Below are 14,590 nucleotides of genomic sequence, written 5' to 3'. Positions count from 1 at the left end.
GGCTGCTACCCGCCGGTGAACGGCGGCAGCACGTCGAGTCGCGCGCCGAGCGGCCGGCCGGTGTCGCGCACGACGATGCCGTCCGACAGCAGCGACCCTTTCTCGATGATGCGCGCCATCGCGGGGCCGTAGCGCTCGGCGACGAGCGTCGCGAGCGCGCCGACCGTTGCGGCATCCGTCTCCACCCGTTCGGTGTCGCGTCCGGCGGCCTCGGCCGCGGCGGCGAAGTAGCGCAGCTCGACCTCAGCCACCGATCGCCCCCATCGAGCGCTCCGGTCGCACGAACGAGGCGTCGTCGATGCCGTGCCCCGCGCGCTTGCCCCACATGGCAGCGCGCCACCGGTCGGCGATCTCGTGGTCGTCGGCACCTCCGCGCAGCATCCCGCGCAGGTCGGTCTCGTCGTCGCCGAACAGGCACGAGCGCACGGTCCCCTCCGCCGTGATGCGGGTGCGGTCGCACGCCTCGCAGAAGTCGCGCGTCACCGACGCGATCACCCCGACCGTCGCGGGCCCGCCATCCACGAGCCACTCCTCGGCGGGCGCGGACGGATCCTCGCGGCCGATCGGCTCGAGACGGAAGCGCTCCGAGAGCCGCAGCAGCAGCTCGTCGGCGGTGACCATGGTCGTCCGCGCCCATTCGCCATCGGCATCCAGTGGCATCTGCTCGATGAAGCGCAGCCGAAGCCCGCGCGCCACGGCGAACGCGAGCAGCTCGGATGCGTCGTCGAGGGTCTCGCGCATGAGCACGGCGTTAAGCTTCACCGGCCCGAGACCGGCGTCGAGCGCCGCATCGATCCCCGCGATGACGGCGGGCAGCCGATCGCGTCGGGTGAGGCTCGTGAAGTGGGCACGGTCGACGGTGTCGAGCGACACGTTCACCCGGCCGAGTCCGGCATCCCGGAGGGCGGTGGCGCGGCGGTCGAGGCCGATGCCGTTGGTCGTCATCGCGAGCGGGACCTCGGGAGCTGCCGCACGTGAGCGTGCCACGATCTCGACGAGATCACCCCGGGTGAGTGGCTCGCCCCCTGTGAAGCGCACCTCGCGGATGCCGAGCATCCGGGCCCCGATGCCCACGAGTCGCGCGATCTCGCCGGCGCCAAGCAGCTCGGGTCGGGGGATGACCGGCAGCCCCTCGGCAGGCATGCAGTAGGTGCAGCGCAGCGAGCAGCGCTCCGTGATCGACACCCTGAGGTCGCGCGCCACGCGGCCGAAGCGATCGATCAGCTCGTCGGTGCGGGGACGACCCTCGACGGACGGCGACGCAGCGGATCGGCGCATCTCCGGGAGCCCGAGCGCCACGCGCGTCATGCTCGCCAGCCTAGGGCGTGACAGCGGGGCGTCGCCGTCGATATCGTGAGCTTCGACGAGAGGGTGATGCCATGTCGTTCATCACGCGAGGATTCACCGGCCGTGGTCGCGAGCGGGACCCGCGGCTCCCTCCCGGGCAGACTCTCGTCGAGGACTGGCCGGTGCTCTCGGCGGGTCCGACGCCCGACATCGACACGGCGGACTGGGAGTTCGTGGTGGTCACCGAGAACGGGCGGCACACCTGGACGTGGGACGAGATGCAGGCGCTCGGCGTTGAGGACGTCACCGTCGACATCCACTGCGTCACGCACTGGTCGAAGCTCGAGATGCCCTGGCGGGGCGTGCCGCTCGACAAGGTGTTCGAGAACGTCGAGACGACCCACGACTACGTGATGGCGCATAGCTACGGCGGCTACACGACGAACGTTCCGCTCGACGAGCTGCTCGACGGGCAGGCGTGGATCGCGATCGAGGCGGACGGCGAGCCGCTGAGCCCCGAGCACGGCGGCCCCGCCCGGCTGCTCGTGCCGCATCTGTACTTCTGGAAGAGCGCCAAGTGGATCCGCGGCCTCGTCACGATGCCGAGCGACGACCCCGGATTCTGGGAGCAGAACGGCTACCACCTGCACGGCGACCCGTGGCAGGAGGAGCGCTACTGGTGACCCGACGCCCCACCGGATGGCATGCGGCGAAGGTGACGGCGTTGCACCCCGAGACGGCGTCGGCGCGGCGCATCGAGCTGGAGGTGCCGACCTGGCCGGGCAATGATCCGGGGGCCCACCTCGACATCCGCCTCACCGCCCCCGATGGCTACCAGGCGAGTCGTTCGTACTCGATCGCGTCGTCGGGCGAAGGGACCCGCGTCGTCCTCGCGGTCGACGAGGTGCCGAATGGCGAGGTCTCGCCCTTCCTCGTCGAGGATCTGCTCGTCGACGACATGCTCGAGGTGCACGGACCTCTCGGCTCGTACTTCATCTGGTCGCCCGACTCCGAGGAGCGGCCCGTGCAGCTGATCGCCGGTGGATCGGGGGTCGTGCCGCTCTTCGCGATGGCCGAGGCCCACGCTCTCGCGGGTGACGCCTCCGGGTTCCGGATGCTGTACTCCGTGCGCACTCCGGCCGACCGCTTCTTCGCATCCGACCTCGAGGGGTTCGCCGCGCACGGCAGCTTGCAGCTCGACTACGTCTACACCCGGCAGACGCCTGCGGGGTGGGCCGTGCCGCCCGGGCGCATCACCCGCGAGGTGCTCGAGGCGGCGGCGTGGCCCGCGGAGGTCCGGCCCATCGTCTACGTGTGCGGGCCGACGCCGTTCGTCGAGACCGTCGCCGGCTGGCTGACGGAGCTCGGGCACGACCCGCGTGCCGTTCTCACCGAGAGGTTCGGAGGGGGGTGACCATGCACCTCGACGGAAACGCTGTCGCCGGCGCCCTCGCGGATGCCTTCGGTCGCGACGTCACCTCGGCCGAGGCGTCGTGCGGAAGTTGCGGGGCGCGTCAGGCCGTGGCATCGGCGTCGGCCTACGTCTCGGCGATGGGCTGGGTGCTGCGATGCGTGCACTGCGACGCGGTGCTGGCGGTGCTCATCGAGACCGAGGGTCACGTGCGCATGTCGATGGCGGGGGTCTCGTCGCTCGACATGCCGGTCGCCGGCGGCGGAGCGTAGGCGGCCGGCCCGCTCGGGGCCGACCGCCAGGCGCTCAGCCCTCCTGCGTGCCGCGGCGGCGACGTGCGACGGCGATGCCGCCCACGATCAGCAGCAGGATCGCCACCACGGCGAGCCCGGTGACCTCCGCGCCGGTCGCGGCGATGACCCCGCCGGTGCCGTCTCCGCCGGTGCCGGTGCCCTCCCCGTCGTCGCCCGGGTCGGCCGGTGCGGCCGCGACCTGGAACGCGGCCCAGGTGGCGACCTGACCGTCGTCGTCGTACCCGACGAGGTGGTGCTCGCCTGCGGGGAGAGCCGTCGGGAAGACGAGGGAGATCGCGCCGCCGGGTGCGGACGCCTTCGCTCCGATCACCTGGGGTGCCGAGTAGACCACCCAGTTCAGCTCCACACCGGCGAGGTCCTCCGGCACGGTGGCGCTGATCGAGCGGTGGTCGCCGCCGACGCCACGGATGTCGAGCGTCTCGGTCTCCGGGTCGAGGACGTCCTCGAGTGACACGGGCACGACCGTGACGACGCGTTCGGCGTGCGCCTCGTTCCCGGCCTCGTCGGTCACCGAGTAGCGCAGCACGTGGCGCCCGACAGTGCCGAGCTCGTCGGCGCCGGTCACCTGGATCTTCGAGGTGACGTCGCCGTCGACCGCATCGCGTGCCGAGACCCCGGCGAGTGCGTCGAACGCGGAGCCGACGAAGATCACGGACGCGTCGGGCACCGTCAGCACGGGAGCTGCCGTGTCGGGGTCCTCGGGCTCCTCCGGCTCCTCGGCCTCACCGGTGGTGAAGTCCCACAGCTCGGAGGTCGTGGTGAACCCGTCCGAGTCGGTCGCGCTGACGTACCAACTGGACCGCACCTCCGGGGTGAGCTCTCCGGCCGGTGCCGACACGCGCGTGCCGGATTGCACGTCGTCGAACGACGCGATGACCTCGCCTCCGCGGGCGGACACCCCGACGTAGTCGGTCGACACCCAGCGCTCGGGTGCTTCCAGCGTCATCGGGAGCGTGAAGTTCTCGATCGCGTCGTCCTTCCAGTAGCTACCGGACCGCGTCGGCGAGAACGTGCGGTTGCTGAACGTCTGGTGCTCCGCGTCGAACGTGATGGTGCGCATCCAGCCGTCACCACCGTTCGGAGCCGACTGGTAGTCGGCCATCACCTCGATCACCTGACGGCCGTTGACCTGCTTGACGTTCAGCTCGACATCGACGTGGCCGCTCAGCACGGCATCGACGTTCGGGTTGGGTGCCACGATCCGGTCGAAGATCACCGGTCCGGGGTAGGTGTAGCCGCCGCCGTCCGCGAGGTACTGGTGCGTGACCACGATGACGTTGTCGTCCGGGTGCGAGCGGATGACGTCGTTCGCCCAGTCGATGTCCGCCTCGTCGAGCAGCCAGTCGAGGTACACGACGAGGTAGTCGGCTGCGGGGGTCGAGAGGACGTCGAAGTGCTGCACGTTGTCGTCGTATCCGCCGCCATACCAGGGCTTGTCGGCGTAGCGGTCCTCACCGAAGAAGCTCTTGTAGTTCGCGTATCCGCCGTCGGCGTCCACGTCGTGGTTGCCGGGGAGGATTCCGTAGGGGAATCCGGCGTCATCCCACAGCTTCTGCTGGGCGGAGGCGAACTCCCATTCCGACAGCAGGCGGTTGTTGACGATGTCGCCGGTGTGCACGCCGTATCCGATGCCGTCGGACTCGCGGTGATCGAGCACCCACTTCACCTGCTTCTCGTAGGTGGGCGAGCCGTCCTGGGCGTAGAACTGCGTGTCGCTGATCCACGCCCAGACCGCGGCGTCGTCGTCCTCGGCGATGACCGTGGCGGCCACGTCCTGCACGAGGAGCTGTGCGGTGCCGTCGCGCACGGCGTCGGCGATCGACACGTCGCCCGAGAGCGTCAGATCCGCGCCCGTGCCGGAGTCGACCAGCTGCCACGACTGCGTCCGGTGGTTCCACACCGAGAGGGCGGCGCGCTCGGTCGCGGGGACCGATCCCGACCACTCCGCGGTGAAGACCTCCGTGTCGAGGTCATCCGGCACCGCGATCTCGTACTGCTGGAACGGGTACGCCGCGTCTCCGGTGGTCGTCACCTCGTCGCCGTCCCGCACTGCGAGCGAGGCGGTGTCGTCCGCGTCCAGTTCGGATCCCGCGGAGAGGGAAGGCACCGCCGTGAGCGAAGAGCCCTGCGTGGCCCCGATGGCGCCGGAGGCGAAGTCGCCCCGGTAGCCCCAGCGCATCGATACGTCGAGCGAGTCGGAGCTCGGGTCGGCGACCGTGGCGCTCAGCACCGTGTCGGCGGGGCTCTGGTCGAGCGCGCCCGCCACAGGCGAGGGGCCCGTCGGCAGGAGTGGGTAGTTGCCCGTCGTGGTGAACGTCACCGTGCGTGTGGAGGCGTTCCCGAGCGAGTCGACCGCGGTGGCGGTGAAGGTGTGGGCGCCGTCACGCAGGTCATCGGCGGTCACGCGCTGCCCGTTCTCGACCGGCTCGCCGTCGATCGCGAAGGAGGTCTCGGCCACGTCGTGCGAGTCGGAGGCCGTGGCGTCGACCACGAACGACGACTTCGCGTAGTCCGCGCCCTCGAGCGGTGCGCCGAGCTGAATCGCCGGCCCGGAGTTGTCGAGGGTGACCGTCGCCGAATCCGTGCTGTATCCGTCGTCGCGCGACGCGACCACCGTGTGCAGGCCGTCGTCGAGCACGGTCGTGTCCCAGTCGTGCTGGTACACGTACTCCCACTCCTCCGGGATCGTGAAGGTGAAGTCGCGGTACTTGGTCGTGTTCGAGTAGCTGAGGCTCTCGGTGGCCGAATGGGCGGTATCCGTGAGCGCGCGACCGCCACCGAACTCGAGTCGCGAGTTGCGCGTCGAGAACACGTCGACAGGCGATCCGTCGACGCTGAGGTTCGCGCCGGCGCGGATGCGGATCACGTTGGTGCCCGACTGGAGCTCGTCCCAGGGGATCGTCACCCGCACCGTCTTCCATCCGTGGGCGGCCTCGGGAACCCCGAGCACGCGGTAGAGCCGACCGTTGACCCAGATGCTGTTCATCATCGCGTCGGGCTGGAATCCGTCGCCCTCGAAGGTGAAGACCGGGTCGACCACACGGTGTCGCCGCTCGAGGGTCAGCTCCTGACCGTCGACGGTGAGGCTCGGGGCCACGTCGGTGGTGACAGTGAGCTGCCGCACCCCGTTGACGAGGCTGCCGTCCGCGAGGTCGAGCTGCACGGGCTCGTGGTTGTCGACGAACACCGAGATGCTGGTGCTGCGCGACCCGTCGGCCGAGGTGGCGGTCAGCTCGTGCGTGCCGTACTCGGCCGTCGTGGTGTCCCAGGTGAAGGTCGAGCTGCCCGACTTCAGGTTCTCGGAGGGGATCTCCACGTCCCACGTCCAGCTGCGCACGTTCGTGCCGTTGTCGCCGATGTTGGCGATCGCCGTCGGCGACATGCGCGGATCCGTTCCGGTGGTGCCGTCGAAGTACTCCAGGCGGAGGTTCCGGATGTTGAAGTCGTCGTTGCGTCCGTCGGTCGCGGGGTCGTTCATCATGTCGGTACTGCCGGTGTAGAACTGGATCTTGTTCGCTCCGGGGTGGAGCGCGGCCGCGGGTACGAGGAACCGTCCCGTGGCGTAGTTGTTGTACGCCGTCGCGGGGACGATCTTCCAGTTGTCGTTGATCACGATCGTGTTCTTGGTGGTCGCCAGGTAGCCGTGCGCTTCGAAGGCGATGTAGGTGCGGGCGGTCGGTGCGACCTCCTGCTCCTCGCCGTCGACCGAGATGGTGACGGGCTGGTCCGCGCGTGCGTCGGTAGCGGTGATCGTGCGGGTGCCGGAGAGCGTGCTGCCGTTCGGGATCGAGAACGTGATCCCCGAGTCCTCCGGCTCCTCCGGCGCGGTCCCGGGGTCGGCCGGGATGGCCACGCCGTCCTCGGTTACGAACTTCCAGCCGCTGTCGTACTTCGTGATCGTGAAGGCGTCGAGGGTTCCGCCGACCGCGACGTCGGTCGTCGACTGGTCGTCCTTCGCCGCCACGATCGACTCGTAGCGCAGCGTGTTGCCGTCGACGGTGATGCCCTGGAAGGTCGAGGTGTGCGCTGCGGCGGTCACCTGGGTCGCGCCGTTCTGCGTCCACACGTTGTCGTCGGCGGGCTGGACCTCGTAGTACTTCGGCCCGGACATCGAGACGGCGTAGACGGGTCCGGTGGTCACGCCGGGGGTGGACGTCGCGTCGGAGTCGACGAACCCGCGGGCGTAGCTATGGTCGTGGCCCATGAGCACGAGGTCGATGTCGCGGCTCTGGAAGACCGGGAGCCACGCCGCACGGAGGTCGGCCTCGTCGCGGCCCACGGCGGTGGAGAACACCGGCTGGTGGAACACGGCGACCGCCCAGCGGTTCGGGTTCGTCTCGAGGATGTGGTCGAGCCACTCGGCCTGCATCTGCATCCACAGCTGCTTCGGGTCGGGGCAGTCGGTCGAGCACGGCGGGAGGTCGTCGGGCGTGTAGAGGTCGGCGGCTTCGTTGCGCGAGGCGTTGAGCGCGATGAATCGCACACCCTGGTAGTCGGTGTAGTACACCGTCTCGCGCAGCGACTCCGCGATCTGCTCCTCGTAGGCCGCCTTCTGGATCTCCGCCTCGCTCGCGGCCTCGGCGTCATCCGGGGTGGGCCCGTTCAGCGGGTACTCGAAGTTCGACTTCCACTTCGTGAGGAAGGTGTCGCCGACGTACTCGTGGTTGCCCGGCGCGGCGATGACGTTGCCGGTCTGGGTGCGGCCGTCCATCGCGTCGAACCACTCGGTCCACTCGCTGTCGTTGCGGGATGCGTCGATGAGGTCGCCCGCGTTGACGGTGCCGATCGCGTCGGGGTACTTCGCGTAGGCGGCGTCGACCACCGGCGCCCACTTCTCGGTCAGCTCGTTCTGCGCGTCGCCGAAGTAGATGAACGTGAACGGGTCGTCGGCGTCGCCCGCGGTGCGGAACTCGTAGGTGCTGCTCTGGCCGTCATCGGAGCCCACGTAGTACTCGTAGCGTGTGTCGGGCGTGAGGTCGGTCACGGTCGCGGAGTGCGTGCGGGTCGCGACGCCTCCGCTCGAGATCGGCGCGTTGGCGTAGGCGTCGACGACGCGCCAGTCGCCCTCCGATCCGGCCTCGCGGATGTGCACCTCGCCCGCAGTCGTCGCGGATCCGGTGCGCCAGGTGATCGACTGCGCCGTGGACGCGTCGGCCGCGGGGGTCAGCACGACCCGCTCGGGGGCCGGTGCCCATGACCCAACGCGAACGGTGGTGCTCACGGAACGGGTGCCGTCGGCCGAGGTCGCGGTGATGACGTGCTCGCCGGCATCCGCCTGGTCGGTGTTCCAGGAGTAGCTCGACTTCGCGACCACCCGGCTCTCGGGGATCTGGAACGTCCAGGTGTTGCTGAGCTTGGCGACCGAGCTGCTGTCGCCCATGTCCACGGCGACGTTGGTGCCGTAGGCCGGGTCGGTGATCGTGGTCCCGTCGGGGAACTTCACTCCCACGTTCCTCACGCGGAAGTCGTCGTTGGCGCCCGCGGCCGGGTCGTGGACCATCGTCGTGCTGCCGGTGCGCAGCTCGATCGTGTTGGTGCCCGCGACGAGTGCGCCCGCCGGGATGGACCAGGTCGCCGACGCCCAATCCCAGTAGCGGGTGAGCGGCGTGATGGTCTTCGAGCCGTTGATCACCCAGGTGTTGAGTGTGTTCGACTCCCACCCGTGCGCCTGGAAGACGAGGTTCGCGATCGGCGCGGCGACCGCGTCGCGCTCGACTCCGTCGATGCTGATCGTGAGCGGCGCACCCGAGCGGGAGTCGGTGGCCGTCAGGTCGACGGTGCCCACCAGGAGCTGGCCGTTGTCGACGGAGAGCGTGATTCCCGCGTCGGTGGTGGCGGCGAGCGCAGGCGGAGCCGAGACGCCCGCCACGAGGAGGAGGGCGAGCCCCGCGGCGGCCGCAGCCCGGGGACGGCGCCCGATGAAGGAGGGCAGCAGTGAACGTAGGCGCGCAGGGGCGGAAGGCATGGGGGTTCCTCGCAGGCAGGGGTGGTCGTGCCGTCGCGAGCGAATCTCAACGTCGGCCGACTGAGGCAAGCCGCCGCCGGTGACCCGTTGGGGGTGATCGTCTGGACGCCCCCGGACGCCCCGGTTAACTGTCGGTGCGCAGCGCGGGAACGCTCAGGTTTCGAGGGGGCCGAGGTCGGCGTCGGCCACGAAGCGCACGACGGGGACGGGGGCGCCGTCCAGCTCGAGGATGGTCAGCTCGTTCGTGCCTGCGTGCAGCACGGGCCCGGGCACGTAGAGCGTCCGCTGCGGAGGGCGCGACCAGTACCGGCCGAGGCAGAAGCCGTTCACCCAGGCGATGCCCTTGCCCCATCCGGTCGTGTCGAGGAAGCGGTCGGAGATCGCGTCCACCTCGAAGCGCGCATGGGCGAGAGTCAGACCTGCGATCGCGCCCCCCGCGGCCGCCGTGCCTTGCGCCGCGGAGCGGGCCACCCTGCCCAGGTCGGTCTCCGAGAGCGCCCGGGTCGACCAGCCTTCCACGGCGACGCCGTCGATGCGCACGCCTCCGATGAGGCCCTTGTCCTCGCCGATCCGGGGACCGTAGTTGACGCGGCCCATGCTCTCCACCACGAGAACGAGCTCGCGCTCGACGGGTGGCAGGGCCCACGTCGTCTGCGCCCACTCGCGTGAGAGCACGCCGACGCACTGCCCGTCGACGATGATCTGCACTCGATCGCGCACCTCGCCCACGGTGAGGATGCCCCCCTCGGGCAGGGTCAGTCGCGTCGAGTGCACGAGGATCGCGGCGTCGTGACGCAGCTCGCCGAAGCTCGGCAGGGCGCGCGTCGCGTACGCGGGCTGCGCATCCACTGCATCGAGGAACCGCAGGCGCCCGGTGAGCGGCACCTCGTCCACGGGCGCCGGATCGGCGTCCTCCGGCACCTCGTCGGGTACCTCGCCGTGCTTCGCGAGCACGGCCCGATACGCCCAGTACTTCTCCGTCGGCCGTCCCGCCTCGTCCAGGGGCGCGTCGTAGTCGTAGCTCGTGACGATCGGCTTGAAGACCCCGCGGTCGTTCGCTCCGCTCGTGAGGCCGAAGTTCGTGCCGCCGTGGAACATGTAGAGGTTCACGGACGCTCCGAGCGAGAGCAGCTCGTCGAGGTCGGCGGCCGAATCGGCGGCCGAGGTCGTGTGGTGGTAGTCGCCCCACGAGTCGAACCAGCCGTCCCAGTACTCGGACGACATAAGGGGTCCGGTGGTCTGGTGCGCCCGAAGGGTCGCCATCCGTTCCCGCGAGCGCGAGCCGAACGAGGCGGTCATGTGCAGCTCGGGGATCGACCCTTTCGCCAGGTCGCGGGGCTGGTCGACGGTCGTGAGGGGCACCTCGATGCCACCCGCCCGCATCCGGTCCATCAGGAACCGCAGGTAGTCGCCGTCGTCGCCGTAGGCGCCGTACTCGTTCTCGACCTGCATGAGGATTACCGGGCCACCCTGGTCGATCTGCAGCGGTCGCACGATCTCGTCGACCCGGTCGAGGTAGGTACCGACCGCATCGAGGTAGCGCTGCTCGCCACGCCGCACTCCGACCCCCGGATCGGTGAACAGCCAGGTCGGGAGTCCGCCGTTGTCGAACTCGGCGCAGATGTACGGACCCGGTCGCACGATGGCGTACATGCCTTCATCCGCGACCGTCCGCAGGAAGCGGGCGAGGTCGAGGCGGCCGGAGGTGTCCCAGCTGCCGGGTTCGGGGGAGTGCAGGTTCCACGCCACGTAGGTCTCGATCGTGTTGAGCCCCATGAGGCGCGCCTTGCGGATGCGGTCGGCCCAGTGATCCGGATGCACGCGGAAGTAGTGGATCGCGCCCGACAGCACGCGGAACGGCTCGCCATCGAGCAGGAAGTCGTGCTCGCCGATCTCGAAGTGGCTCATGCGACGCCGGTCCCCTGCACGGCGCGGGCGGCGGTGCTCGCCGTGTGCGGGTCGAGCAGCGCGAGATACACCGACGCGGTCCAGGTCATGCTCAGATCGCGGAGCCCTTCGCCGGTCACCGCGTCGAAATTCTCGGCCATCCCGCTCATCGCGCAGGTGTCGAGGAAGCGCTCGCCGAGTTCGGCTGCGAGCTCGGTTCGGCCGCCGCGGCGCAGCCCGTCGATGAGCAGCATCATGGTCGGCGCCCATACCGGCCCGCGCCAGTACCCGTCCGCCTCGTAGTACGGACTCGTCGTGGGCTCGGTCGCGATGCCCCGCTCGGTGAGGTAGTCGCCCGTCAGCAGCCGGTCGACCATGCTCGCGAACACCTCGGAGGGGAGGCGGTCGCCGAGCGTCAGCGGCATGAGGGTCAGCAGGCTGTCGGAGGCGATGTCGTCTCCCGTTCGGGTGCTCCGCGCCACGAATCGGTCGCCGCGCCAGAACGTGCGGATGAGCAGCTCGATCGTGTCGTCGGCGCGTCCCCTCCAGTGCTGCGCCCCCGCGGGGAGGCCGAGCCGCTCAGCCATCCGCGCGAGGGCATCCATCTGCGTTGCGAGGAAGGCGAGCAGGTCGGGGCTCTGCACGGGCACGCCGGTCGCGAACACCGTCGAGTTGTCCCACCCGGAGTCGTTGCCGTGGTTGTACGACGGGATCCCGTCGCCTCGGTAGTCGCGTGCCGCGAACCACCAGTCCGTCCAGCGCGAGATCGCCGGGTAGAGCTCGCTCAGCGCCTCGTCGCTCAGGCCGTCGCGGTCCATGAGATACGCCACGGCCCAGCCGTGCACCGGCGGCTTCACGAAGTTCGGCTGCGCGCCCGCGTCGTTCACGAAGTCCGGGATGCCTCCGCTCGGGTCCTGGTGGTCGAAGAGCGTGAGCAGCTGATCGGCGGCGGCCGCCGGGTCGTGCCACAGCGCGATCGCGTTGAAGCAGTGGTCCCACGCCCACACGTTGTTCATGTGGTTCTTCGACATGAGCATCGTCTCGCGGCGGAGCGCCCCGCCTGCGGGCACGAGCGCCGCCCAGGCGACGTAGGCGGCGAGGCGGGCTCCCGGCTCGCGCGCATCGTCGACACGCTCGGGCACGTGGACGGCGGCCCAGGCCGCGAACTCGGCGTCGCTCTCGCGGGCGAACACGTCGACGTTCGCCTCCTCGACGGGGGGTGGGGTGGTCGTGTACTCGTCGATCGTCAGGGCGACCGGAGAGGCCGACGCGTCGACGATCAGGCGCGCGGAGCTGTCCTTGAGCCCGTCCCACCCGGCCTCGAGCCGGACCGCGCCGGGCGCCCCGCTCGCGACGATGCGGTAGTTGCGTCGTGCTCCGCTCGCGACGAAGACCCACGAACCGGGGCGCTCCTCGAGCACGACGTCGTACTGCGACGACACCTGGAACTCGAGCGTCGCCTCGCCACCGCTCACCCGGATAGCGGCGCGTCCCTGGCCGGCGAGCGCCAGTTCGAGGCGCGCGCCGTCCGCGCCGAGCGTCAGCCGCCCGGGGGTCGACGCGATCGTCGGGGTGGCTGTGCCGCCGACCGTGAGCTGCACGAGTTCGCGTCGGGCGGCGTCGCCGTGGACGGTGCGCAGGTAGGCGCCGTCACCGAGACGCGAGACCGCGAGGTACGAGCCGCGACGGCTGAACGGGGTGCGCCGCAGGTCGATGTCGAGGGCGGTCATGCGGCGCCCTCGACGGCGAGGGTGATGCTCTCGCCGGCGGCGAGCCGCACGATGCCATCCGTGGCGCCGTCGACGACGCGCGCGCCGGGGGCGAGGCTCGAAACGTCCAGGCGGAAGGAGCGCGCCGTGTCGGCTAGGTTCTCGAGGGTGAACGACCCCGGCGCCGAGGTGTAGCGCAGCTGGTATGCCTGCTGCTCGAGCAGGACCGTACCGTGCTCGGCGAGCCGCGGGGCGACGAGCAGGTCGGCGTCGAGGCTCGCGCGCACCCCGAGGTACTCGGCCATCAGCACCCAGGTGAAGACGCACGGGTACTCGTAGTAGTGGGCGGCTCCGTGCCAGTTCGGGCCGTCTGTGTAGTACACGTGGTGCATGTCGTAGCGCTCGCCCATGACGTAGTCGTCGGTGGCGCCCTCGGCGGCCACGCGCTGCAGCTGATCGTCGAGCATCCGGCCGTCTCCGCGCGACGACCAGAAGGCCGCGTCCCAGCACCAGTAGCGTCCCGCGGCGCACAGGTCGTACGGGCCGCCGTCGCCGATCTCCGCGTCGGTGTAGTCGGCGATGCGCGCCGAGAGGAACGTCGGGAAGCGCTGGAACTCCGGCAGCTCGCGCTGCACGAGACGCTCGACGGCGTCGCGCTGGTCGTCGGTGGCTGCCCCCACGAGCACGGGGAGGATGTTGGCGAGCAGGTGGATGTGGTCGTGCACACGGCCCGAGCGGTCCACCCAGTCGACGTAGCGCTGCGCGTCGGGGTCCCACCATCCGTGCGGCAGGGGCTCCGCGAGGGACGCCGACATCTGCGCGGCGAGCGCCCGATAGCGCGCGGCGGTCTGGTCGCGGCCGATGAGCCGCTCGAGCTCGGCGAGGAGCTCGAAGGAGCGGATCGCGAGGGCCTGCGCCATCGTCTCGCGGCCGTCCTTGATCACCTGGTCCTCGTAGTAGACGTCGCCCCAGAGGCGCCCGTGGCCGTCGATGTGCAGCTCGATACCCGACGCGGCGCCCTCGATGTCGTCGATGTTGTCGCGCAACCAACCGAGGTCCCTCGTGCCGGCGACGTACAGCCAGATCGACTCGAGCACCTCGATGTTGCCGGTGACGAGGAACATGACGGCGTTCTCGGTGCCGTCGGCGCTGTTGCGGCGCACGTGGTACTCGCGGTCCCCGTCGGGCTGCACGGCGCACGGGTCACGCCAGAGCTGGGCGGGGTCTTCGCGCATCATGCGCAGCTGCAGTTCGATCATGCGTCGCACGACATCGCGATCGACGGCGGAGCCGGCGGCGAGGCGCCCCTTGATCTGGAACTCGTGATCCACGTCCGGGTAGGTGCCTTGGTACTTGTCGGCGAGGGTGCTGACGACGTAGCCCGACGAGTCGGCATAGTCGGCGGCAGTGGTCCGCTCGACGATCGAGGGCACCATCGTGTCCCAGTAGAAACCGGCGAGCGCGTCGGCGAGCGCGCCGCCCCCCGGGATGTCGAAGGCGAAGCGACCGCCGTCGAGGTCGGCGTGGGGGCGCCTCGCGTGCGCGGTGATCCGCGCCTCGGCGGAGGCGATGACCGTCCACCCCGCCGCCTCGACGCGCGCCGTGAGCACCCCATCGGTCTCGATGAGCCATGCCTGGTCGTCGGCTCCCGTGGGGAGGACCCAGCAGCGATCGGATCCGGTGAGGTCCGTGTGGGTCGGGTCGCTCGGCAGCACGAACCACTCGGCGGACCCGTCGAGCATCACGACGCGCCCCTCCGGGAACCGCAGCTCGAGTGGCTCGGTCCCACGCGCGCGTGCGTTCCATGCACCCTCCGCCGTGGGGCTCAGCTGCGCGGTGGTCTGGGGTGGCTGTGCCGACATGCGGGCGCTACTTCCTTGTACCTCGGGAACGGCTCTGCGTCCGTTCTCTCATGAATCACGTGGCGATCGGTGCTTGTCATCGCTCCGACCCCTCGGTTACAGTATGCAAACTTGCAATGACATTTTGCAAGCAAAGAGTAACCTGTATTCTGGGT

The 14,590-nt window shown here is 70.1% G+C and carries 9 protein-coding genes; 3 read left to right on the top strand and 6 right to left on the bottom strand.

Features of this window, described 5'->3' with window-relative positions; genetic code table 11:
- Positions 1-5 precede the first annotated feature (5 nt).
- On the bottom strand, positions 6-251 hold the full coding sequence (locus tag FVQ89_RS01015) for a MoaD/ThiS family protein (RefSeq protein WP_147900078.1): 246 nt from the start codon (positions 249-251) through the stop codon (positions 6-8).
- Entirely contained in the window at positions 244-1,308 is a 1,065-nt protein-coding gene (gene moaA / locus FVQ89_RS01010; protein WP_147900077.1) for a GTP 3',8-cyclase MoaA, read from the bottom strand. Before moaA ends, FVQ89_RS01015 begins: the two co-directional genes overlap by 8 nt.
- Before the next feature lie 71 nt (positions 1,309-1,379).
- Here moaA and FVQ89_RS01005 point away from each other — a divergent pair, with 71 nt between their 5' ends.
- The 3 genes from FVQ89_RS01005 to FVQ89_RS00995 are packed head-to-tail and all read left to right on the top strand — an operon-like array spanning position 1,380 to position 2,970.
- Entirely contained in the window at positions 1,380-1,970 is a 591-nt protein-coding gene (locus tag FVQ89_RS01005) for a molybdopterin-dependent oxidoreductase (RefSeq protein WP_147900076.1), read from the top strand.
- Complete coding sequence (locus FVQ89_RS01000) at positions 1,967-2,701, top strand: FAD-binding oxidoreductase (RefSeq protein ID WP_255513330.1); 735 nt, start codon at positions 1,967-1,969, stop codon at positions 2,699-2,701. The genes FVQ89_RS01005 and FVQ89_RS01000 overlap by 4 nt, the downstream gene beginning before the upstream one ends.
- A 2-nt stretch (positions 2,702-2,703) precedes the next feature.
- Entirely contained in the window at positions 2,704-2,970 is a 267-nt protein-coding gene (locus tag FVQ89_RS00995) for a DUF6510 family protein (RefSeq protein ID WP_255513499.1), read from the top strand.
- Positions 2,971-3,004: 34 nt separating this feature from the next.
- On the opposite strand, the gene FVQ89_RS00990 is transcribed toward FVQ89_RS00995, so the two are convergent.
- The 4 genes from FVQ89_RS00990 to FVQ89_RS00975 all read right to left on the bottom strand — a co-directional run bounded on the left by FVQ89_RS00990 (position 3,005) and on the right by FVQ89_RS00975 (position 14,435).
- Positions 3,005-8,977 carry a metallophosphoesterase gene (locus FVQ89_RS00990; RefSeq protein ID WP_147900074.1) on the bottom strand — a complete coding sequence of 1,991 codons (5,973 nt, stop codon included), beginning with the start codon at positions 8,975-8,977 and terminating at the stop codon, positions 3,005-3,007.
- A 153-nt stretch (positions 8,978-9,130) separates the two neighbouring features.
- The gene (locus FVQ89_RS00985) at positions 9,131-10,885 is read right to left on the bottom strand and encodes a beta-galactosidase family protein (protein WP_147900073.1); all 1,755 of its coding nucleotides are present in this window, start codon (positions 10,883-10,885) and stop codon (positions 9,131-9,133) included.
- Positions 10,882-12,594 (bottom strand): amylo-alpha-1,6-glucosidase, encoded by a 1,713-nt coding sequence (locus FVQ89_RS00980; protein WP_147900072.1) that lies wholly within the window; start codon positions 12,592-12,594, stop codon positions 10,882-10,884. The genes FVQ89_RS00985 and FVQ89_RS00980 overlap by 4 nt, the downstream gene beginning before the upstream one ends.
- A complete protein-coding gene (locus FVQ89_RS00975; protein WP_147900071.1) occupies positions 12,591-14,435 on the bottom strand; it encodes a hypothetical protein in 1,845 nt (614 codons plus the stop codon). The genes FVQ89_RS00980 and FVQ89_RS00975 overlap by 4 nt, the downstream gene beginning before the upstream one ends.
- Positions 14,436-14,590: the final 155 nt, after the last annotated feature.

The organism is Homoserinibacter sp. GY 40078, assembly GCF_008017545.1.
Lineage (GTDB): Bacteria > Actinomycetota > Actinomycetes > Actinomycetales > Microbacteriaceae > Homoserinibacter.
This window is presented reverse-complemented; position numbering and strand designations above follow the sequence as displayed.